This window comes from [Empedobacter] haloabium, assembly GCA_008011715.2.
Classification (GTDB): Bacteria; Pseudomonadota; Gammaproteobacteria; order Burkholderiales; family Burkholderiaceae_D; genus Rugamonas; species Rugamonas haloabia.
On the sequence record CP136508.1, the window covers coordinates 2,246,086 to 2,265,254 of the forward strand.

Consider the following 19,169-nt stretch of genomic DNA (forward strand, 5'->3'; position numbering starts at 1 on the left):
GTTCACTCCTGACGAGATGCGGCCACGGGTTTGTCAAGCTCCGGCCCAGACACCGTGGCGATGCGCTCCAGCAGTTCGCTTTCGGACAGCACACCGAAGCCCAGGGGCACGATCCGGCCGCTGGCAGGATGGGCCAGGAACAGCGCCGGCACCTGCTTCACGCCAAGCGTCAGCGCTATGCCGTTGTCCTTCCGTGGCCTGGGAAACTCGAGCAGGCTGCCGCCATCGGTACTCACGGCCGCAACCTGCAGGCCAAAGCGCTGGAACTCCTTTAGGACGGGCGCGAAAGCATGGCAATACGGGCAGTCGCTACGGAAGAAGAACAGGACGATGTGATCCTGGCCGAGGCTGGCGACACGAGCCTGCCGTGCCTCCATCTGCTGGCGCTCGTGCGCTTCTACGGCGTACGTTGCAGTTGGCCGGCTCTGCGCGCTCGGGTCCAGTTCGGGAGACATCCAGGCAACGCGTCGCGATACGTCCGCAAAGCGGGACGCCTTCCGAAGCACGCTGGCCTCCAGTTCGAGGTACGCTCGTACATTGCTTGCCGACGGCGCCATGATTGCGACAACCCGCGCGTCCTCGACAGCCTTCTGCAGCGCCTTATAGCGCGCAATGTGGGGGGCTAAGGAGCGTGCATCGCCTGCGAGAGGTCGAGGTGACGGCGGTTGTACAGGGTCCTCGTAGAAATGCCAGCCACGGCGTGGTTCGTCCATCAGCTGTTGGGCCACCGCTGGCATGCAACAGCACAACGGAACAAGTAGCAGCAGATGCCGGCTCATGGCTTGCTTTCGGTTCTAGAAGAGGGCGGACGGCCGTCCCTGCAGTAGTCGATGCCGAAATCGATCGGTTTTGGCGGCTCACCATCCGGTACGCTCAGGGCCGCGGGATCCGCCGTAAATCGCACATTGAGTCGGCGGCATCCTGCCTGGCGATATCGCTTCAATGTAGAGACCTCGATCTTCAGGGGCGCCCCGTGGGTGAAGGCGCGCGCAATCTCATCCGCCAGTTCGCCCACGAGTACGCCCCGCGCCGCGCCGTCGGGCGCGTCGATCGCCTCCACCATCAGTTCGCGCGGGCTGGCGACGCTCTTCAGCTCGGACGCTTCAGTCAGCGCGACGGGGATAGCTAGCAGCAGCGTCTTCAGCATTTGCCGCCTCCACGGATGCAATTCGCCGCCCGGCCTTTGTTCGTGGCACGCAACGCGGCGATGTCGGGCAGGGTGGGAACGATCGATGCATAGAATTCGGTCAGGTCCATCCGCGAGAAGTCGAGTGCCTGCAGCTGGGCAACGGTGAAGCCTTCACAGGCCGGCCTTTTTGGCTTGCCCCAGCCGATGCCCAGCTGTTCCCGGCCCTGCTCGTTGATTAGCCGTGCCAGCGTGGAGTTGAAACAGCACTTCGAAGTCGTCCTCTCGATGCAAGCGACGCATTTCCCTAGCACGCGGATGCAGCGCGAGCAAAAGCTGCCGATCCGATGACACAATTTGGCGCCTTCCTTCATCGCTAGCTTTCCCTCTTCTTCATTGCAGGACATCATGGACAGCGCCACGTACATCACAATGGCGATCGCCAGAGAGTACGGGTCAACCGCAATGCTGATGCCAGGGCCGCTATACAGCGGAACGGTGCCGGCCGGCAGGGGCGTCCCGCTTACAGCAATCGACACGCCGTAACTCTTGAATGTGCCCGAGAATCCCGCTCCCGTGAACAGGGCATTGAGGCCCTGCGTGAGGAAGCGGCGATTGTTCGAGTTCATCAGGATATCGAAGACGAGCCTTGATCCGATGCCGAACAGTGACTGGTTCGTAAAGCCGGCGCCAGCGCTGTCCGCATGGCAGCAGTTCTTGAGCAGGCGTTCCCTGCAGCGGTTGTCTTCACCGGTGAATACCCGCACCGTGGCGGGGTCGATATAGACTGCTGCCTCGCGCGCGGCCTCCATGTACGTCATGGCCTGCGCGAAATCGGGATCGTTTTTGTTGGTGATGTCAAAGCAGCGCTCGCCCACGCAGAATAGCCCGGGCGTGCAAATGCCGGTGGATGCGCAGCCGCTGTACAGGTCTTGCAGGCTGCTCGCCACGCCGAACGGGTTTCGTCTGATCGCTGTCGCCTGTTCGACTGCGGGGTCGGTCGGAGCGATCGTTTCCCGGGGGGCGTTGGCCAGCGCCGACGCGGCGACTTGGGCCTGGCACACGGGGTCCTCAACCGACACCGCGCAATGGGCGAGCCGTGACCGCGCCGCCGCGCGCAAGTCTGGGTCGCCGCTGAAGGCGGCCTCTGGAGGATTGGCGGTATAGCCAGGAACGACGGCCTGTGCGCGTTCCGTGGTGACCTGCCCATGGGCGAACGCGTTAGCCGCGCGTGCTGCGCCCAGGTCGTCAACCTGGCCGGCCGCTGTCGCCTGCTGTTCGAACAGCATGGCGGCCGCGGTGGCGACTACGATCAGCGTGCGCATCATTTCTCCATCTGCAGGCGCATCGTATCTGTCAGAGGCTTCCATCCTGGCCGCACCGCAGCGATCTGCTCAAGGGCGTAGCCGACGGACACGTCGCCAACAGCCATGGCGTATTCATCAGCAGGGCACTGCTCGGTCGCGCACGGCGGCTGGCTGACGCTGGCCCGCCGTAATAAGAAAGCCGGCACGGCTGTCACCCCATAGTGCTTGAACACCCGGGGATCGATCTGAAGCGGTGCCCCGGCGGCGCCGAAAACCTGACGGACGGCTTGCGCGGTCGCTGTCAACGAGTCTTCTTTCAAGCCGTTCAGCACGAGGACCGCACCGACTCGCCTGGCTTGCTCGGCCAGCCTTACCAGGGAGGCCGGGGGCATCGAGAAGCTCACCAGGATTAACAGGGCAGGGCCCGTTTCTTGAGATGCCACCGTGCCAGCAGCACGTTCATATACCGCTGCCAAAGCGGAAAGGTCGGTCGAGGACACACGTGCGGCATCGGCTGAAGATTGCTGCGAAGAGTCGTTGTACTGACGCGTGAGTCCCGCCTGTGCGCGTGCTGATTCGCAGATAACGACGGAGGCCGTTGTGAGAAGTGTGGTGAGCAGGTTGGCGGCTGCTGCCCGCATGAGCCTAATATCCAACACAGCAGTTCCTTTTACGAAAAAGCATGAAAGCGAAGTCTTCGCCCTTGATCGGATATTCTTTGCCAGCACCCCACAGCACCGTTGTTCGTCCGAAAGGCTGACAGCATTTCCCGCCGAGCTTGCCCGTATCGGCAATCGGATGGGTGAGCTGCAGTTTGTACGCGGTCTTGTCCATGATCGGTAAAAAGTACGGCCCGCACAGGCCCCGTTTGCCATGCCATCCCCAAGCCAGGAGCTCCCGGTGCATTTTCGCCGTCAGCCTCTGGGTAAGCAGCTCGCTTGTACGAACGCCGCCACCGTGCGTGCGCACGTGCCCGTCCAGCGGTAACACACTGCCTTGGCATCCAGCACACCAAAACAACTGTGGTAACGAAAAACCCGTAGTCGCGGCCACGCAGTCGGCGGCGCAGGCTGCGACGGCGACAGGGTTTGCGAACAGCACCGCTTCCGGGTTGAGGATCAGTGACAGCTCGTCGTCGTTCCACAGCGGATCAACCTCCGTCAGGTAGGCGAGATCGAAACTGCCCCGCTCCATGCACGGGAAATCAGCGATCACTCTCAGCCAATACATCACCGGGTTGGTGTAGAAGTGTGCCTGGTAGAAGGAGGAAGACTGGCCGCCGGCATCGGGCACCAACGCGGCGCTGGGCGACGGGATGCCCGGGTTCAGGTCAAGTCCTCCAAGAGAGACCAGGCAGAAGGGGCGGCGCACGACTTCCACATGCCGAGCCGGTTCCCAATACCCGATGGACAGTCCGATGGCCGGATTGACACCGCAACTGCAGACAGGATTTGACGGGTTGGCGATATCCTCCTGCTTTGCCAGGTTCGCCATCGTAGTGCCGCCAAGCGAGATGGGCAGGATGCAGCTCCAACAGATATCCGTGACCGGATTGGGGAACTTACCAATACACGTAGTGGCCAAGTCTCCAGCCACGCCATGGCAGTGGATAATGGCCGCCGTCCAGAAGGCGATCAAGTGGGCGCGCTTCATGGCACCACCTTCAGTTCTTCGATCCGCAGCCGGCTGCCGTCCTGGGCGACCAAGGCGGGTACCTGCTTGAGCCCGAGCTGGCGCGACAGCAGGCCGCGCTGGTCGTAGAACACTGGTATCCGCCACTCGCGCATGAGCTCCACATAGGATCCGCCGACCAGCACGACCTTCGGCGGTATCGGTTGCTGCAGCATGAGGCGGGCGATATCGCGCTGTCGTATATCTCGCGCATCGAAAAACAACAGCGGTCGGCGCATAGAGACCAGATCCAGCGGATTCTTGCGTGTTCCCCTGGCGAACAGCAGCCGGCCTGCGTGGTCCCGGACATCCTGCGAAAGCACGACGGACGGATCGAAGAAAAACGTGCGAGGCTGGACGCATGCGACGAGGCCAGGAACTGGTGGCGGATCATTGACGCTGCTTCTGGCCCGCGCACCGGCCTCATTGAAAAGTCGGGCTATCTCGCCCGTGGCGTCCTTCGCCTTCAGTCTCGATTCGATCATGACAAGAAGGTCCTGCTCGATGACAGGGTACGTCGGTCCCAGCGGCTGCGTACTGGCGGATGCCGCAGCTGACGGGAGCGTGATCACAGCACTCGCCAGGGCGGCGATCAGGATCTGCGCTCCCGGGGGCGGGAGTACGGTTCCAGTAAAAGTCATATCACACCTCACAAAAGTGGTCGAACGCGCGCCAGGATCTGTCGCCGTGCGACCAGTCCTGCGATGGCATAGCGCGAGTCGAAGCTGTCCGCATGCGTGCCGACGACGTAGAAGAACCCTGGCGGGATGGTGCCGGGCGATATCGGCTGCAGCGCCATCCGCGTTGAAGTCTGGCGCTTCGCATATCCGACTGGCCGGCCATTGACCAGGACCTGGCGCCCGACGACACTGACGGTGTCGCCCTGGATGCCGACGATCCGCTTGAACAGCGCTTGCCGGCGCAAACCTGGAAAGTACGCAACAGCCCTACCGTCGCACGCATAGATTATGTAGTCGCCGCGATGTAGTTCTGTGACCGAGTAGTCGGCGAGCACGATCATGAATGGCAGGCTGGGGCTGAAATTGAACAGGACGGGCAACCGTGGCATGGGATCCGCAAACAGCCTGACTAGCGCGAATGCCCAGGCGATGAGCATGGCAAGGAATGCCACCCAGGAGTTCCGGGCGTGTGTAAGCAGGGCCTTCATTGCTGTCCCATCCTCTTCCTGAGTTCTGGCGTCAGGTCCACCAGGTGGGGCGGCGTGCCGATGAGGGCAGTGCGCTCGATCACGACGCAACGACAATGTGCGGCGATCTGTTCCAGCGCTGCAGGGAACGCGCTCGCGAATCGCTGCGCGTCCGCCGAAATCCGTTCCCGCTGCTGGGACGACATTTCGCTTGTCATCAATGCGGCCAGCCTTTCTTCCTCAGCTCGGAACACGGCCAGCGTGTCGACCACGCCGATGGTACGGGCGGGACGCGCCACGAGGGTGTCATACGCTGCCAGCAGTCCGGCACTGCACGCAAGCGACGCGGCAATGCAGGTAAGGTGCGCATTCATGCCAGGCCCCTTTGCAGCAGCAGTTGCTCGATTGCCTCGTCGATGGAATGGCCTTGCCGTCGCAGCTCGTCGATCGGCTTGTTGTCCTCGAGCCGGTTGGAGAAAAGAAGGTGCGTGGCGGGATCGAGCACCAGGCGCATTATGCCTTCGCCAACCGGCGAGGACACGTACATCTCGGAATAGGCGCCGTCTTCTTTTCGCAGCGAGTTGAGAAGACGCTTCTTTGCCTCGTCGATGCAAAGCCGCTTCTTTTCCGCCAGCAGATTGATGGACTCCGGCTTCTGCCGCAGTAGGAAAATCCAGTCCGCGCATTTGAATGCGGCCTCCATCTGTACCGAGCCATAGTAGTCATCGCCATCTTGGGTCGCAGTCACGAGCCCGCCGCCGTATTTGCGGGCCCGTCTCGAAGCCTCGTCCAGTACGGCAGCCAGCACCGGGTCGTCCTGCCCTGTGTCGGCGAGCTGCTGCTTCAGCTCGTCGACGATCAAGAGCTTCTTTGAATTCCGTGTCAGGTACATCTGGCCGGTGATCTGGTACAGCAGCAGTATGCTGGCGACCACCTGCAAGTCGGGCTTGCGCTTGAGCCATTCGGTTTCGATCACGACGAGTGGGTTGGACAGGTCGATATTGTTGCGACCTTCGAAGAACCGCTCGTACTGGCCGCCGCGGCAGAATGGATTCAACATGACCGCCAGGTCGCGCACCCGCTGGTCGCTCTCGATGCCCAGCTCCCTGATCGTTCCGCTGACGAGTCGGTCGCGCAGCGCCGTGACCGTCATGTCCCGCCCGTATTGCGACCACAGCGACAGGATCGTCTTCGAGATTGCCTTGTACTGGACCTCTTCGAGCTGACGCGTGCGCGAGCACATCTTCGAGATCGCCGGCACGAGCATGTCCATGTCCTCATGGATGTCGATGACGTGCGTGAAGGGATTCAGGTTCGGATTGGCGTCCGGGCAGAACTCCACGAAGCAGCCATTGGCCTTGCGACACAGCTTCTCCGTGGATCGGCCCAGATCAAGAAAGCTGACGTGTGCCCCGATCGATAGATAGGCCGATGTCATCTCCTGCAGCAGGGTGGACTTGCCCGAGCCGGAAGTACCGGCAACCGCGGCGTTGTAGTTACCCTGCTCGTTGTCATACAGGTCCAGCTTGATGACCTGGCCCCGTCGTCCTACCCCTATGAGAACTGGCGTTTTGGTGCCACGCCACTCGCCTATGACAGGCGCAAGATGAATGGCGTTCGGCGCGAGCTTGCGCGAGACCCGCCGCATGCGCTTCAGGTCCTCATGAAGGCTGGGCGAGAGCGTCATCGGTAGACTAGCGAGGAGTGCTTGCCGGTGCATGTACACGTCGGCGTTCAATGTAAAGCCGCGTGCGCGCCAGATCGCCTTTGCCGTTTCGGTCGCTGCGGTCATCTGGTCAGGGTGGGTAAATAGACCCAATTGGTGATACATCGATACCAGTGATGCTCCCTCGTCGCTTGCATCGGCCGCGGCACTCCAATCCTTGCGCTTCCTCTCGACATCCGGCATCACTTTCGCCAGCTTGCTTTCCGCATTCTGGGTCGCGCGCATGTGATTGCCGGTGATGGCCGTCTTGACTTCGTTCGCGTCGAGTACGTGCACACCCAGAGTGAGCATGAATGGGCCGTCGAACTGCAGCGCGGGCTGCATCAGGTCGCCGATCAGGGCGCCCATCCGCCACAGAGGGAACTGTTTCGGGTATGCCTTTACCGATAAGAAGCAGGCGTCAAGTTCGCCGGCGGCGCCCGGCTTGGAGAATCTCAGCCGGTCGGGAAGCGCCTCCTGCACGGTATCGAAATCGACGATTTGGTCGCGTATCTCGCGCCCCTCGTCGTGCGACTGTGTAGAGCTGGTGCACGTGAAGAGCCGGTCAGGGTTGGTCAGTGCGGCGCACCAGTTGATCAGGTCATCGGCTGAAAACACAATGTTCGGCATCGATGCGGCCCGCAAAGTCGCCGACATTGCATCCCGCAGGCAGAGTGCATCGTCGCACTTTCCGCGGTCCTCGGGGGTGCCGTCGACGTTCACGCTGATCAGGAGCCGGAAGTCGCGCACGCCGCAGTAATAGCCAGCCGTCAAAGACCTTTGGGTGCCTCGCTGCAAGTGCTCGAAGCGATGCCTTGCCAAGCGACGGTAAAGATTGCTGTTGCGGACGGGGCGGCCAGTATCACGTGATTTGGTGAACTGGTCTTCGTCCTCGGGCCGCAGATTGGCGTAGTCGACGAGGACATCCCGCACATGCGGCGAACCGAAGAGGTTGATCTGGATGCCCGTGCCGGCCTTGCAGTTGGCATACAGGCTGGCCAACACGTCGATCATCGCCTGGTCCGCTCCGGACTGCGGCATGGCCTCCAGAACGAAGCCGAGGCGCCTTCCCGCAAGTCGGAACAGGCCTTCATTTTCCATGTAGGCGAGGTAGGGCAGCCAGGTGCCGAATCGCGTGGGGTCGCCGTCGTCCCCGTGGGGAAGGCCGACCAGAGAGCGCAGGCCGAATATGGTCTGCGACCAGGTACGGCCGGTTTCGTGCAGAAGTCCAAGCATGGCGCGCGCTCCGCTATTTGCCCGAACTATCGAGCTCTTGCACCTGTGCAGGGCTTGTTGGTAGTTCGTCCCGTGTGATAGCGGGCTCGCCCGACGGCGAGACCGGAGCTTTAGGTGCTGTAGTAGACGAATGCAGCGACGGCGGCGGCTTGATCCGAGGTGTCCTCGCGCTCTCCCTGCGCTGCACGTGCGCCAGCCGCCACTGCGGCTCCGATACCACGACATAAACAAAGGACTGATCGACCAAGTCTTTGTCTTCGTCCTGCCATGCCTTGATCCAGATACGCAGCTCACGACCGGGGCTGCGCAGGGGCGAAAGCTGATTGCCTGCGTCCGTAGTGGGTAACGCAAAATGTGCTGGGTCAGCGATGGTGCCAGCGCGTCCCGCCCTCCCAGAACCGGTCTCATTGCGTTGCGAAGGCAGCTTGTTCGCTAGCGAGTTGTAGTAAGTTCCGGACAGCGACTCGCAGTGCACACCCTCGGGAGCCTTGCATGCGAACTTGGTCGAACCCCCAAGTCCGGAAAGATCGCTGCAGGCGGTAAGAGCGGCCAGGACCAACAGTACGCGTGCGCTATTCATGGTTCACTCCGTCGCGACACGGCCGCGGTTTTCCGAATGGCAGCAAGGCTTCGCTTAATGTCTGCAGCGGTAGCGAATCCCTCCATGCGCTCGCCTGAAGGCAGAATGATCGTGGGCGTACCCTGAATGCCCATGCGTGCAGCCAGCTCCTGGTTCCGATCAAGCGGATCGGCGCACCGTCCTGCGGACGACGAAGGTAACTTGCCAAGCATCGCGGCCTGCAGCGAAGCGAGGCGGTCGGACGTGCACCACACTTTGCGCGGCAAATCCGCTCCGAGGAAGGGAACCATGAAGCGGTAGATGGTCACGTCGGCGAGCGTTGACAATTCGGCCTCCAGGCGCTGGCAGAACGGGCAGGCGGGATCGGTGAAGACGACTAGGACATCGGTACCTTTGCCGTGGCGGCTCGCGATCGCATCGCTCAGGGGCAGGTCAGCTATGCCGAGGGCAGCCTGCTGGGAGCTAGGCCCGAGGCGTACCGCGATGGCACCGGTAAGGTCTTTTCCGTTTAGCGTATCGTACAGGTGCCCGAACAGAAAATACCCAGGCTGTTTTGCTGACACGTAAGCCACGCTCGGGCCCATCCTGACTTCATAGAGGCCCGGGATTGGCGAGGGATGAATTGTGTCGAAGCGTGTGGACGGATGAGCGTGCCGAAGCTTGTCAAGCAGGACGTCCGCTTCTGTGCCCTGTGCGGTTTGGCCGCATACCAGCAGGGCGATGCCGACGGCAATAAAATCAGTTTTCCTCATGATCCTGTTCCTCCATATCGGCGGTATCGATGTCGTCCACGGCCGGCATGCCGGCTCCCTTGGTGATCGCTACTTCGATCGACCGGCCCGCATCCACTTCGATAACGGGGAAGGTCTGCTCTGCCAGGCGGATGTAGTAGTTCGCGAGGTTATCCAGGGCTCGCCCGACGCCACCGGCCATCCCGCGGCGAAACTGCTCGGCGGTGCCATTCGGTCCGGTCGCGAGTGTGCCAAAAGGGGACGTGGTGTAAGTGGTGCCGCCTTGCGCGAAACCTTGGCCGATGCCGCCGACGATGCCCGCTCGCAGCGCATTGGCGAGAATCTGCCCCTGCTTCGTCACAAGCCGGCCGCGTATGCCGAGCTTGCCGTCCTCGCCGAACAGATTGCCCTGGATCGGGATTTCAAGTGCCGACCCGTCATGCCGTACGCAGGAGAGCGAGACCGTCCTAGCATATACGCGTTCCGAGCTGATGTCGCCATAGCCAGAGGCCACCACAAAGCATTCCTTGATTTGCGATCGGAAGCGATTAGGCAGCACGGCGTTGTCGGTGAGCCGCACCAATATTGGCAGGGGATTGCTCTGAGCCTGCCCGCCGGTTGGGGCATCGATACCGCCGAGCAGGAGCCCCGGTGTGAAGCCGACTGGAAGGAAGCTGTCGATCCTGAGGTCTTTTTCGCCGGTAGCAGACGGCGCCGGGGAGTCGGCGGCGCCGGGTTTGACCGGTGCACCCTTGGCAGCGGTGTCGGACAGACTTACCTGAACGATCGCTGCGTCCAAGGCGGCCGACGCTGGGCCGGCCTCAGTCGCAGTACGGATTGCCGGGACGTGGGCGGTGACCGGCGTGGCGGGCGGGAAGGTAGTCACTTGCGTCGGATTATGGTACTCGCCGGAGGACATAGGCGTCCCCGCGTTTGTCGGTTCGTGCTTGTGGCGATCAGCGGACGCGTTTGACTCACTGGCACCTTCTTCTAGTTGTCTAAGCCGCTTAAGCAACGCAGCCTCCGTCGCCGCGCGTTCCCTCTCCTTTCGCTGCTGGGCCTCGACGTCGGCCTTGAGGATGGCCACGTCACGGCCCGCAGTCCCAAGCCAGGCTTCGCGCGGGTCGATCTCCCCCTGAACTTTGATACCGAGGTTGGTGGGCGTAAGCTTGGCGGGCTTTCGTTGTCGGTCCGTCCGCGGCTTGGAGTCGCCGATGGCGAAAATCATCCATAGAAGGCTGAAGCCCAAGACCAATACGACGCCCAAGTGGATGAACTGTCTGCGCCGGTGGGGCATCTCTTTGTATGCGGACCGTAGCCGTGTCATGATGCTCATGGCTGCACCTCGCTTCGCACGATGTAGACGGCGGTGGACTCGTATGGTCGCAGGTTATGATTCGCGATAGCGATGGCGAGTACCTCCGAACCAGTGCGATCGAACTCCTGCTCGGCCAGTGAGAGCGTGGTCTCGCTCGTATTGGTCAGCACATACCGCTCGCCAATCAGATTCCTTCCTTGATATTTGTTCACCATCCTGAGGGAGGCTTCCTGCCATAGTGGCAGTACCAGATTCACGCTTTCCGAGCGCACATCGTCGGGAGTGCGGTCGCCCACCATCGCGCGCATAAAGGTCTTGATCTTCTTGATATAGCTATCGTGACGTGATCGTGTGGCGGATTGAGACGCGGCCGTGCGTCCAGCCAAAGCATCCACCAGTACGATGGTGTCGGATGGCACATCGGCCTTGCGCAGTATCAGCGCATAGGTGGCGCGGTTAGTCGAAACAAAGAGATTGATGGGTTTCTTGTCGCGGCCTTTGACCTGGAGGTAGATCTCGCCCTTCGTCATGTCGCAGGTGACGATTGCCTCGGCGGCAGTTGACACTGCTGCCAGTTGCGCGGTGGCCGCCGCGCTGGACTCCCGGGGCGCGCCGCACCCGCTCGCCGGATGGACTTTGCCGACCACGCCCGTGATCATGCTGTCTTCGACTCTTATCCGAGTTATTTCACGCAGCGAGACGACCGCTTCGACCGACAGGCCGTCGTGCACTTCCTTGCGTTGCACGGCGCAGCAGTCAACGCTCGCCATCATCGATGTGGCCAACAGCATCGGCGCCAGCCAGGCTCGATTTTCCATGGTCCTTTACCTCCTCAAATCCGGTCAGGTGCAGCCTGCCTCCGTTGCTGGCGAAGGTCGCCTCGTAGGTCTTCGGAACCGGTGGTGTGTCTTGTCCGTTGATCTGCGTGCGGAGCAGTCCTATGATCCTGACGCGCTGGTGCTCTTCGTCGGGTACCAGCTGCCTGGGAAGAAAGTAGGTGCTGGCATTCAGCCTCTTCAACCGCGCCGCCTCGATTTCCTGGCGCTGCTTCAATTTGCCGACCAGGTCAGGTGCGACGAAGCCGAGGAGCGCATTCTTCTTCCAGTCCAGTGACGAGGGGGCCACGTCAAGAATCAACCAGGCAACATAGCCACCCATCTGCTCCAGGTAGGCGTTACTGTACTTGTCACCCTTCACGGAAAATGGCCCAGTCAGATTAGGCGGGGACACAATCGTCCGCTCGGTTCCGATGACATGGTAGAGCGCCGACAGCGCGAGCAGTAGGGCCGCCGAGAGCATGCCTATCACGGTGGATCGGCTCCGAATCGCGCGGCGCAGATCCGACAGCGTCGCTTCGTAGTCATCATTTCTCATGCTGCACCCCGCTAGCCGATCATGCGCAGGATGTGCGCAGGTGGCGTCACCCGCAGCGCCGTCAAAGGAAGCGGAGGCAGCATCCAATACATCCAGTGGATGGCATAGGCGTGATGCTTGTCCGCCTTTACTTTGTTCAGTTTCCTGCTGAGATAAATCCCCCCGGCCAGGCAGGCGCCGAATGCTAGGTAGTTACCCGCAAGCCAGCCGAGAAACAGCGCCAGCATGACTGGCGCGGCGACATCGACGTCCCACAGGCCGATCTTCCATTGGTCGTCGAGCCGGCGTGGAATATATGTATCGTCGTCGGACATGCTTGCTCCACCAGGATCGGTCAGATCACCGCGCCGAGGATAGCCCCGCCCATTACCAGTCCGACAGAACCGAAAATCGCCATGCCGATGTAGTAGAGGACCGGGCTAAAGTTGCGCAACGCCGCCAAGGAAATGAAGGCAACGGCGAAGCCGATGAATCCAACGAGCGCCTTCAGGCCGGGCGTGAGCTCCGCCAGTTTTGTTAAGGCGGACAGGAGCGGGCCTTCCAGGCCTGTGAATGCTTCCAGGTCTACCGCAAGCGCGGTGCCCGTCATAAGGCTTGCGAATAGTACGACTGCCGCTCTGTTTGTGACCACCGAGCGGCCACAGAAGCGGCAGAGATGGGTAACTGCGGCGGGATTGTTCAAGGTGTTCATGCTGGCTCCACGGGGGCTGGAAGATTGGAAATCGAGCGTCTATTTGGACGATCTGGTGGGCCCCTGGCATGCGCAGCGCGGGCGCGACTGGCGCGAGTGCGCCACGTCTCGCCGGTAGCGATGGCGCGCGCCCGTGGGCCGCTTCGCGGGCGCTGCCGCTGTCGGGGGGATTGTGTGTTCATGGCGAAGGACTGGCACTCGGAAAGGTCAGTTGGATGTCCACGCGTCGATCGCGAGAACGCTCGGACGGCCCAGTCTTGCCGGTGCGCTGGCAGCACAGAACCGCGGTATCGATAGCGACAGACGCCAACGGTACGATCGCACGCTCGCGAAGATAGGTGGCCACACGTGCAGCTCGCAGTTGTGCGATATGTTGGTTGACGCGCGCGGAACCGCTTGCATCCGTTCGCGCAACCACGTTCACTCGTGCTGCCGGTTTCCCGGTAAGGAACGCATCAATCGAGCGCTGGCGGGCCTCGTCCAGCTGGGTATCACCCGGACGGTAATAGAGTGACAGGTGGGCGGGGGGAGCAGGTTCAGGCGGATACGTAAGTGCCCAATCGACCCTACTATGCGTTTGCCAGGGTAAGCCCGACTGACTAGATGCTGCGGCCACGATTGACCGCTTAGTCGTCGGTAGGGGGCAAGTGGGCTTTCGACAGATCGCGAAGCGCGCACTCGAACCAAAACCCGTCTGGACGATACTGTAGTCATCTCTTACCGGCCGAGGTGGAGCGGGCGAGTCGTCCGTTCGTAGCCGGTTGAGCGAACATCCGCCCAATTGAGCAAGGGGCGCGATGACGAGGATGGCGGTGAGCAGTGGGTTCATCGCAGGCTCATGATCGATGCAGGTGATTCGATGGTATTGGCGCGAGCCCTAGCCGTGCTGGCGATGTGGCGTGGGCCGCCTGCGTTTGCGTGCTTGCCCATGGCTCGATAGACACGCCAGGCGTACGCTGCTCGCGCTGCGCGACATTCGTCGCCCTTGAGCCGTGTGCATGAAACGCAATATGCACCGACGGCTTCCCAAGTCATGCCGTGCCGGGCGATCTTTTCACGAAGTATCCGCGCACCGGCCCGCAAGTTGATGCATGCATCGAACAGATCCGATTCCGAGACGCCGAGGTTGCGCAGCACCCGGGGAGCGGTGTTGATACCGACGAGTCCGATGTCGCGTGTGCCCGTCTTGTGCCTGTGCGTGTCGTTGACGGCGCTCGGATTCATGGACGATTCTGTCCAGGCGATCGCCTGTAGCAGTTCGACGGTAACACCGCCTTCGATTGCGGCGAGATGCCAGCATGGGGCCGACGCGTGCGCGTGCAGAGCGACAGGGGCGAGAAGCAGGGCGAGCAAGATTCGCATGACGAACGGTTAACCCGAGAGCGGCGACGAAGCCGCGTTCACCCGCAGTTGGCGGGACACTGGTCAAACGGGTGTGGCGGGCGGCGCGAGCGGTCGGCCAATTGTTCGGGTTTAGGTGATCGCGGATGCGCGTTTGGCAGTGTTTCGCCGCGCATGTTCGAAGATCGTGTGCTTTGCGTCGCTGCGATCGAGCGCAAGATGAACGCAGGCGGTAGTGAAGTGATCCAGGTTGAACTGAGGGTTTGGCTGGCGGTTCCGAGGCGATCGCTGTAGTGCCAGCAGCAGCTCGTACTGAGAGCGCCAGATCGCGGCAGTGTGTTTCGGGGTATCTGTAGGACGTAGAAGAAGCGCCGTGTGGATGTAGTGGAAGATCCGGTCTGCGGCGGCGACGTCATCGAAGACGACCGATACGCACGCGCTGATCAGATCGGGCGTATGAAACCGCGGCGATTGGTTCTCGGGTTCGTGATACAGCTGCTCCAACCGTCCAAATTCCGTCATGTGAACGAGTGTCACCACGGTTGGACTTGCCGCCTGGGTAGACGGCGAACGAGGCCCTTGAGTACGTCCCGAGTCTCTAGGTTCGGATGGCTGGCGATCGGCGTTCATGGTTTAGCACTGGGATGACGGAAGCTGGAAGTATCCTACGCCCCTGGAACCCACTGCGGCACGCCGGTATGCCGCGTAATCAGTGCACTCATTTCGAATCGGCTGATACCAGCCTTTGTTTGGCGCGCGCACTCTTGCGAGCTGATGAAATTCTGGCGCGCTAAACGGGCGAACAGCGCAGCCGGGACCTGATCGAACGCGTCAGCATCACCTAACGACATCAGGCGTCGCAGGAAGACAAGCATCTGCACGCGCGCGAGGTGCTGGAAAACTTCCGCACTGCAGTGAAAGAGCAGCGCCAACAGGAGGCCAGGCCGCGTGAGCACCAGCTGCAAGCGGGACAGGCCGAGTTCCAGCAGGTCCAGCAAGCCGCGGCGCTCAGGCAGGGGCAGATGACCCGATTGAACAAGGAGGCAGGCGCCGTGGCGGCCGACTGGCAGCGGGCAAGCAAGGCGTATATCTGGATACTGAATCAGTCGCGGTCTGCAGCGCAAGATCGAGCAGTTGGATATGGTCGAGTCGCATCCTGCTACTATCGGAAGCCAAGCGGCCGATGTCCGGCGGCGCTCCGAGCTCGCCGAAGCGGCATCGGCCGCCACCCTGGAAGCGTGCAGTGTGCCACGCGAACGGAAGGCAGGCCAGGAGGCCCAGTTGACCGGCATGGGCCCCGCCAGCGCATTGGCACGGCAAATCAGCGAACTACAGCTGGCTGTTTTAGGCCCGCCTGGGCCAGCGTCGGCGCCCGCGCCCAGGAGATGCGACCTGCGGCGGCGGGACCCCGTCAGGATCAAATCTTGCTGATCTGCCGGTCGATCGCTTTCATCGCGCGCTCGCTGCGTTCGCTGTAGCGGTCGGTCAGGTAGGCGCTACGCCCACGCGTCAACAGCGTGAACTTGTACAGCTCTTCCATCACGTCGACCATACGGTCGTAGTAGGCGGAAGGCCGCATGCGGCCGGCATCATCGAACTCCTTGTACGCCATCGGCACCGACGACTGGTTCGGAATGGTGAACATGCGCATCCACCGCCCCAGCAAGCGCAGGGTATTGACCACGTTGAACGACTGCGAACCGCCGCACACCTGCATCACGGCCAGGGTGCGGCCCTGGCTCGGCCGCACTGCACCCTGTTCCAGCGGAATCCAGTCGATCTGGTTCTTCATGACCGCCGTGATGGCGCCATGGCGCTCGGGGCTGCACCAGACCTGGCCCTCGGACCACAGCGAAAGCGCGCGCAGCTCGACGACCTTGGGGTGGTCCTCAGGCACGCTACCGGCCATGGGCAGCTCGGTCGGATCGAAGATTTTGACCTCGCCGCCGAAGTGTTCGAGAACGCGCGCCGCCTCTTCGATAAGAAAGCGGCTGAACGAGCGTTCGCGCAGCGACCCGTAGAGCAGCAGGAAGCGCGGCGGATGGTCCATGTCGCCGGCCGGTTCCAGCCTGTGTACAGACGGTATGTCGAGCTGGTCCGCGCGAATATTGGGCAGGTCCGGGATATTAGTCATGGTGAATACGCTTTCCTTGTTCATCAATCACCTGTTCGCCGTCTTCCTTGGTGAACGCTCCGCGTTGAGGCATGGAAAGAATGTCGAGCACCACCTCGGAAGGGCGGCACAGCCGCACGCCGTCAGGTGTGACAACGAAAGGGCGGTTGATCAGGATCGGGTGCGCCAGCATCGCGTCGAGCAGCTGGTCGTCCGTCATGGCGGGATCATCCAGGCCCAGTTCGGCGTATGGCGTGCCGTTCTGGCGGATCGCCTGCCGCACAGTCAAGCCGGCTTGTGCGATCAGCCCGGCCAGCGTGGCGCGGTCCGGCGGGTGCCGCAGGTAGTCGATGACGAGCGGCTCGATGCCGGCGTTGCGGATCAGGCCCAGCGTGTTGCGCGACGTACCGCAGGCGGGATTGTGATAGATGGTAACGCTCATGATGTCTCCTTAAGCTAAGCGAACGGCCAGGGCGGCCAGGGTAACTAGCAGGACCGGCAGGGTGAGCACGATACCGACGCGGAAGTAATAGCCCCACGAGATATGGATGCCTTTGCTGTCCAGCACGTGCAGCCACAGCAAGGTGGCCAGGCTGCCGATCGGCGTAATTTTCGGCCCCAGGTCGCTGCCGATCACGTTTGCGTAGACCATCGCCTCGCGCACGATGCCTTGCGTGCTCGTCGCATCGATCGACAAGGCGCCGACCAGCACGGTAGGCATATTGTTCATGATGGACGACAGGATGGCGGTAATGAATCCTGTCCCCAGTGCGGCACCCCAAACGCCATATTCGGCGCAGCGGTTCAGCAGCGTCGTCAGGTAATCGGTGAGGCCCGCATTGCGCAACCCGTACACGACGAGGTACATGCCGAGCGAGAAGATGACGACCTGCCAGGGCGCGCCGCGCAGCACTTCGCGGGTAGAGATGCGATGGCCGCGGGCGGCGACGACCAGCAGCAGCACGGCGCCCGCTGCCGCAACTGCGCTGATGGGCACACCCATCGACTCGAGCCAGAAGAAGCCAATCAGGAGCAAGGCCAGCACCCACCAGCCGGTCACGAACGTGGCGCGGTCATGGATGGCCTCATCAGGGCGCTTCAGTTGCGCCAGGTCGTAATCTGCGGGGATGTCTTTGCGGAAGAACAGCAGCAGACCGCAGAGCGTGGCAGCGACCGAGACGAAGTTCACCGGCACCATGACGGCCGCGTAACGGGCGAAGCCGATATCGAAGTAATCGGCGGAGACGATATTGACCAGGTTCGACACGACCAGCGGCAGGCTCGCCGTATCGGCGATGAAGCCGGCCGCCATCACGAATGCCAGGGTCGAGCGGTCATTGAAGCGCAGTGCGCGCAGCATGGCGATGACGATCGGTGTCAGGATCAGCGCCGCGCCATCGTTGGCAAACACGGCGGCGACGGCCGCGCCGAGCAGGACCAGCATCGCGAACAGACGCCTGCCATTGCCCTTGCCCCAGCGTGCCACGTGCAGCGCAGCCCATTCGAAGAAGCCGGCCTTGTCGAGCAGCAGGCTGATGATGATCACCGCCACGAAGGCGCCGGTCGCGTTCCAGACGATGTGCCACACCACGGGAATATCGCCGACGTGTATAACGCCCGCCAGCAGGGCGAGGAGGGCGCCGGCGGCAGCGCTCCAGCCGATGCCGAGGCCGCGCGGCTGCCAGATGACGAAAATTAGTGTTGCGAGAAAGATCAGAAACGCAATCAGCACGGGTGCATCCTAAAAGAAGGTCGGTAAAGGCGCACACGGGCGCCCGTAAGAAAGAGTCAGCGGCGGTGGGCCGGTATCAGGGCACAAGGGTGCCGATGCGGTCCAACTCGGCTTTGAAGCGTGCCTTGTCATTGCGCAGCTCTTGCAGCGGCAGCGCAAGGAACGCCTGCAGGCGCGCGATGATGATGTCGTAGGTGCGCTCGAATGCCGCCTCGATTTCTGCCTCAGTACCGACCACGTGGCTCGGATCGTCCAGCCCCCAGTGCGCGCGCAGCACAGGCCCCAGGTACGCCGGGCACGTCTCGCGGGCTGCGCTGCCGCACACTGTGATGACGATATCGGGCGTGACCGGCAGGTCGTCCCACGACTTGCTGTAATAACCCTCGGTGGAAATGCCCTTGCGGTGCAGTATGGCGACGGCGCGCGGGTGCAATTGGCCAGCCGGCTGGCTGCCCGCGCTGATCGCCTTCAGGCCGGCTGGCGCGAAATGGTTGAACGTCCCTTCGGACAGGACGGAGCGGCACGAATTGCCGGTGCAGAGAAACAGTACGTTCATGGTGTCGTTCGGGTGGGTAGGTAGATAGTCAGACAGCGGTACGGCCGATCGCCGCCACTTCATGCTGGATTGCGTTCTTCTCGAGCATATGCAGTGGAAGACTCACGAAAATGCTCATGCGGGCGCGGATCTGGCGGAACACCTTCTGGAACACGGCGCGTCGTTGATCCGCCGTGCCGACGAAGGCTGCAGGATCTTCAGAACCCCAGTGGGCCGACATCGGGTGCCCGGGCCAGTGGGGGCATACCTCGCCAGCGGCGTTGTCGCAGACCGTGAAAATGAAGTCCATCACCGGTGCGCCTGCCTGGCCGAACTCGTCCCAGCTCTTGCTGCGCAGCTGTTCGAGCGGATACCCTGTTGTGGCAATCTGCTCAAGCGCCAGCGGGTTGACTGCGCCGGTAGGGTGGCTGCCGGCAGAAAAGCCGCGGAACCGGCCTTGCCCCATCGTTGTAACCAGTGCTTCAGCCATCACGCTGCGCGCGGAATTGCCCGTGCATAGAAACAGCACGTTATAAACCTTGTCTTCCATAAGGACTCCTAG

Annotated in this window: 24 protein-coding genes; all 24 read right to left on the bottom strand. The window is 62.0% G+C overall.

All coding sequences use genetic code 11. The annotated features are described in order from the left end of the window. Positions 1 to 2: 2 nt before the first annotated feature. The 24 genes from E7V67_009865 to E7V67_009980 all read right to left on the bottom strand — a co-directional run bounded on the left by E7V67_009865 (position 3) and on the right by E7V67_009980 (position 19,157). On the bottom strand, positions 3 to 713 hold the full coding sequence (locus E7V67_009865) for a conjugal transfer protein TraF (GenBank protein ID WUR15384.1): 711 nt from the start codon (positions 711 to 713) through the stop codon (positions 3 to 5). Positions 714 to 775: 62 nt separating this feature from the next. Continuing rightward, on the bottom strand, positions 776 to 1,147 hold the full coding sequence (locus tag E7V67_009870) for a hypothetical protein (protein WUR15385.1): 372 nt from the start codon (positions 1,145 to 1,147) through the stop codon (positions 776 to 778). Beyond that, positions 1,141 to 2,451: a conjugal transfer protein TraN gene (gene traN, locus E7V67_009875; protein ID WUR15386.1), complete on the bottom strand. Its 1,311-nt coding sequence runs from the start codon at positions 2,449 to 2,451 to the stop codon at positions 1,141 to 1,143. Before traN ends, E7V67_009870 begins: the two co-directional genes overlap by 7 nt. Continuing rightward, positions 2,451 to 3,074, bottom strand: a complete 624-nt coding sequence (trbC, locus tag E7V67_009880; protein WUR15387.1) for a type-F conjugative transfer system pilin assembly protein TrbC — start codon at positions 3,072 to 3,074, stop codon at positions 2,451 to 2,453. Before trbC ends, traN begins: the two co-directional genes overlap by 1 nt. A gap of 4 nt (positions 3,075 to 3,078) precedes the next feature. Further along, positions 3,079 to 4,086: a TraU family protein gene (locus E7V67_009885; GenBank protein ID WUR15388.1), complete on the bottom strand. Its 1,008-nt coding sequence runs from the start codon at positions 4,084 to 4,086 to the stop codon at positions 3,079 to 3,081. Then, entirely contained in the window at positions 4,083 to 4,745 is a 663-nt protein-coding gene (gene traW / locus E7V67_009890) for a type-F conjugative transfer system protein TraW (GenBank protein WUR15389.1), read from the bottom strand. The genes E7V67_009885 and traW overlap by 4 nt, the downstream gene beginning before the upstream one ends. A gap of 8 nt (positions 4,746 to 4,753) precedes the next feature. Next, positions 4,754 to 5,272 carry a conjugative transfer signal peptidase TraF gene (traF, locus tag E7V67_009895; GenBank protein ID WUR15390.1) on the bottom strand — a complete coding sequence of 173 codons (519 nt, stop codon included), beginning with the start codon at positions 5,270 to 5,272 and terminating at the stop codon, positions 4,754 to 4,756. Then, positions 5,269 to 5,625 (bottom strand): hypothetical protein, encoded by a 357-nt coding sequence (locus E7V67_009900; protein WUR15391.1) that lies wholly within the window; start codon positions 5,623 to 5,625, stop codon positions 5,269 to 5,271. The genes traF and E7V67_009900 overlap by 4 nt, the downstream gene beginning before the upstream one ends. After that, positions 5,622 to 8,192, bottom strand: a complete 2,571-nt coding sequence (traC, locus tag E7V67_009905) for a type IV secretion system protein TraC (GenBank protein ID WUR15392.1) — start codon at positions 8,190 to 8,192, stop codon at positions 5,622 to 5,624. Before traC ends, E7V67_009900 begins: the two co-directional genes overlap by 4 nt. A gap of 13 nt (positions 8,193 to 8,205) precedes the next feature. Next, on the bottom strand, positions 8,206 to 8,772 hold the full coding sequence (locus E7V67_009910; GenBank protein WUR15393.1) for a TraV family lipoprotein: 567 nt from the start codon (positions 8,770 to 8,772) through the stop codon (positions 8,206 to 8,208). After that, complete coding sequence (locus E7V67_009915) at positions 8,769 to 9,524, bottom strand: DsbC family protein (GenBank protein ID WUR15394.1); 756 nt, start codon at positions 9,522 to 9,524, stop codon at positions 8,769 to 8,771. Before E7V67_009915 ends, E7V67_009910 begins: the two co-directional genes overlap by 4 nt. Then, positions 9,511 to 10,839: a TrbI/VirB10 family protein gene (locus E7V67_009920; GenBank protein WUR15395.1), complete on the bottom strand. Its 1,329-nt coding sequence runs from the start codon at positions 10,837 to 10,839 to the stop codon at positions 9,511 to 9,513. The genes E7V67_009915 and E7V67_009920 overlap by 14 nt, the downstream gene beginning before the upstream one ends. Beyond that, the gene (locus E7V67_009925) at positions 10,836 to 11,639 is read right to left on the bottom strand and encodes a type-F conjugative transfer system secretin TraK (GenBank protein WUR15396.1); all 804 of its coding nucleotides are present in this window, start codon (positions 11,637 to 11,639) and stop codon (positions 10,836 to 10,838) included. The genes E7V67_009920 and E7V67_009925 overlap by 4 nt, the downstream gene beginning before the upstream one ends. Further along, the gene (gene traE, locus E7V67_009930; GenBank protein WUR15397.1) at positions 11,578 to 12,195 is read right to left on the bottom strand and encodes a type IV conjugative transfer system protein TraE; all 618 of its coding nucleotides are present in this window, start codon (positions 12,193 to 12,195) and stop codon (positions 11,578 to 11,580) included. The genes E7V67_009925 and traE overlap by 62 nt, the downstream gene beginning before the upstream one ends. Positions 12,196 to 12,206: 11 nt before the next feature. Beyond that, positions 12,207 to 12,509: a type IV conjugative transfer system protein TraL gene (gene traL, locus E7V67_009935; protein WUR15398.1), complete on the bottom strand. Its 303-nt coding sequence runs from the start codon at positions 12,507 to 12,509 to the stop codon at positions 12,207 to 12,209. 20 nt (positions 12,510 to 12,529) lie between these two features. Beyond that, positions 12,530 to 12,886, bottom strand: a complete 357-nt coding sequence (locus tag E7V67_009940; GenBank protein WUR15399.1) for a hypothetical protein — start codon at positions 12,884 to 12,886, stop codon at positions 12,530 to 12,532. An 825-nt stretch (positions 12,887 to 13,711) separates the two neighbouring features. Then, positions 13,712 to 14,248 (bottom strand): lytic transglycosylase domain-containing protein, encoded by a 537-nt coding sequence (locus E7V67_009945; GenBank protein ID WUR15400.1) that lies wholly within the window; start codon positions 14,246 to 14,248, stop codon positions 13,712 to 13,714. Between the two features lie 111 nt (positions 14,249 to 14,359). Next, a complete protein-coding gene (locus tag E7V67_009950; GenBank protein WUR15401.1) occupies positions 14,360 to 14,749 on the bottom strand; it encodes a hypothetical protein in 390 nt (129 codons plus the stop codon). A 143-nt stretch (positions 14,750 to 14,892) separates the two neighbouring features. After that, on the bottom strand, positions 14,893 to 15,225 hold the full coding sequence (locus E7V67_009955) for a hypothetical protein (GenBank protein WUR15402.1): 333 nt from the start codon (positions 15,223 to 15,225) through the stop codon (positions 14,893 to 14,895). 419 nt (positions 15,226 to 15,644) lie between these two features. After that, complete coding sequence (gene arsH, locus E7V67_009960; protein ID WUR16257.1) at positions 15,645 to 16,361, bottom strand: arsenical resistance protein ArsH; 717 nt, start codon at positions 16,359 to 16,361, stop codon at positions 15,645 to 15,647. Next, a complete protein-coding gene (gene arsC, locus E7V67_009965; GenBank protein ID WUR15403.1) occupies positions 16,354 to 16,782 on the bottom strand; it encodes an arsenate reductase (glutaredoxin) in 429 nt (142 codons plus the stop codon). Before arsC ends, arsH begins: the two co-directional genes overlap by 8 nt. Before the next feature lie 9 nt (positions 16,783 to 16,791). After that, positions 16,792 to 18,072: an arsenic transporter gene (locus E7V67_009970; GenBank protein WUR15404.1), complete on the bottom strand. Its 1,281-nt coding sequence runs from the start codon at positions 18,070 to 18,072 to the stop codon at positions 16,792 to 16,794. Between the two features lie 76 nt (positions 18,073 to 18,148). Continuing rightward, a complete protein-coding gene (locus E7V67_009975) occupies positions 18,149 to 18,628 on the bottom strand; it encodes an arsenate reductase ArsC (protein ID WUR15405.1) in 480 nt (159 codons plus the stop codon). A gap of 28 nt (positions 18,629 to 18,656) precedes the next feature. Then, positions 18,657 to 19,157, bottom strand: a complete 501-nt coding sequence (locus E7V67_009980; GenBank protein WUR15406.1) for an arsenate reductase ArsC — start codon at positions 19,155 to 19,157, stop codon at positions 18,657 to 18,659. Positions 19,158 to 19,169 lie beyond the last annotated feature (12 nt).

Excerpts from the sequence above, each read along its gene's own strand:
- traE (WUR15397.1), bottom strand. The coding sequence starts at position 12,195 with ATGAGAAATGATGACTACGAAGCGACGCTGTCGGATCTGCGCCGCGCG.
- E7V67_009980 (WUR15406.1), bottom strand. The coding sequence starts at position 19,157 with ATGGAAGACAAGGTTTATAACGTGCTGTTTCTATGCACGGGCAATTCC.
- traL (WUR15398.1), bottom strand. The coding sequence starts at position 12,509 with ATGTCCGACGACGATACATATATTCCACGCCGGCTCGACGACCAATGG.
- E7V67_009920 (WUR15395.1), bottom strand. The coding sequence starts at position 10,839 with ATGAGCATCATGACACGGCTACGGTCCGCATACAAAGAGATGCCCCAC.
- traN (WUR15386.1), bottom strand. The coding sequence starts at position 2,451 with ATGCGCACGCTGATCGTAGTCGCCACCGCGGCCGCCATGCTGTTCGAA.
- traC (WUR15392.1), bottom strand. The coding sequence starts at position 8,192 with ATGCTTGGACTTCTGCACGAAACCGGCCGTACCTGGTCGCAGACCATA.
- E7V67_009885 (WUR15388.1), bottom strand. The coding sequence starts at position 4,086 with ATGAAGCGCGCCCACTTGATCGCCTTCTGGACGGCGGCCATTATCCAC.
- E7V67_009975 (WUR15405.1), bottom strand. The coding sequence starts at position 18,628 with ATGAACGTACTGTTTCTCTGCACCGGCAATTCGTGCCGCTCCGTCCTG.
- E7V67_009915 (WUR15394.1), bottom strand. The coding sequence starts at position 9,524 with ATGAGGAAAACTGATTTTATTGCCGTCGGCATCGCCCTGCTGGTATGC.
- trbC (WUR15387.1), bottom strand. The coding sequence starts at position 3,074 with ATGCGGGCAGCAGCCGCCAACCTGCTCACCACACTTCTCACAACGGCC.
- traF (WUR15390.1), bottom strand. The coding sequence starts at position 5,272 with ATGAAGGCCCTGCTTACACACGCCCGGAACTCCTGGGTGGCATTCCTT.
- E7V67_009865 (WUR15384.1), bottom strand. The coding sequence starts at position 713 with ATGGACGAACCACGCCGTGGCTGGCATTTCTACGAGGACCCTGTACAA.
- E7V67_009940 (WUR15399.1), bottom strand. The coding sequence starts at position 12,886 with ATGAACACCTTGAACAATCCCGCCGCAGTTACCCATCTCTGCCGCTTC.
- arsC (WUR15403.1), bottom strand. The coding sequence starts at position 16,782 with ATGAGCGTTACCATCTATCACAATCCCGCCTGCGGTACGTCGCGCAAC.
- E7V67_009950 (WUR15401.1), bottom strand. The coding sequence starts at position 14,749 with ATGACGGAATTTGGACGGTTGGAGCAGCTGTATCACGAACCCGAGAAC.
- arsH (WUR16257.1), bottom strand. The coding sequence starts at position 16,361 with ATGACTAATATCCCGGACCTGCCCAATATTCGCGCGGACCAGCTCGAC.
- E7V67_009945 (WUR15400.1), bottom strand. The coding sequence starts at position 14,248 with ATGCGAATCTTGCTCGCCCTGCTTCTCGCCCCTGTCGCTCTGCACGCG.
- E7V67_009900 (WUR15391.1), bottom strand. The coding sequence starts at position 5,625 with ATGAATGCGCACCTTACCTGCATTGCCGCGTCGCTTGCGTGCAGTGCC.
- E7V67_009910 (WUR15393.1), bottom strand. The coding sequence starts at position 8,772 with ATGAATAGCGCACGCGTACTGTTGGTCCTGGCCGCTCTTACCGCCTGC.
- E7V67_009925 (WUR15396.1), bottom strand. The coding sequence starts at position 11,639 with ATGGAAAATCGAGCCTGGCTGGCGCCGATGCTGTTGGCCACATCGATG.
- E7V67_009870 (WUR15385.1), bottom strand. The coding sequence starts at position 1,147 with ATGCTGAAGACGCTGCTGCTAGCTATCCCCGTCGCGCTGACTGAAGCG.
- traW (WUR15389.1), bottom strand. The coding sequence starts at position 4,745 with ATGACTTTTACTGGAACCGTACTCCCGCCCCCGGGAGCGCAGATCCTG.